Origin of the sequence: Paenibacillus sp. EKM301P (assembly GCF_011800295.1) — a bacterium.
Taxonomy (GTDB): Bacteria; Bacillota; Bacilli; order Paenibacillales; family Paenibacillaceae; genus Paenibacillus; species Paenibacillus polymyxa.
This window is the reverse complement of record NZ_JAALFM010000095.1, coordinates 1-425: the sequence shown is the minus strand read 5'-3', so window position 1 is coordinate 425 and position 425 is coordinate 1. Positions and strand designations below refer to the sequence as shown.

Below are 425 nucleotides of genomic sequence, written 5' to 3'. Positions count from 1 at the left end.
GATCGGTCTACGATCGAGCGGATGCAGGGACATGTACTGCATGTCATCGAGCAAATTATTGACAATCCGCATATCCGAGTGAATGAGCTGGAACTAGTGACAGCGGAAGAGCAGGCACAGATCGTTCAGGTGTGGGGAGATACGGCAGCAGCCTATCCGCAGGATCAGACGCTAAGCAGTCTGTTTGAGCAGCAGGTAGCGAATACACCGGAGCAAGTGGCAGTACTGTGTGGTGCAGAGTCGTTGACCTACGCGGAGCTGAACGAACGGGCTAACCGTTTGGCCCGGACCTTGCGTGCGCAAGGGGTTCAGCCGGATCAGCCTGTGGGCATTCTGGTTCACCGTTCGCTGGACATGATCGTAGGCATCTACGCGATCTTGAAGGCCGGCGGAGCCTATGTGCCGATTGATCCGGAATATCCGGC

General features: G+C 56.2%; 1 protein-coding gene. It reads left to right on the top strand.

Annotated elements, in window-relative coordinates; all coding sequences use genetic code 11:
* A partial coding sequence (locus tag HFD99_RS24990) for an AMP-binding protein (RefSeq protein ID WP_167441069.1) occupies window positions 1-425 on the top strand: 425 nt, incomplete at both ends.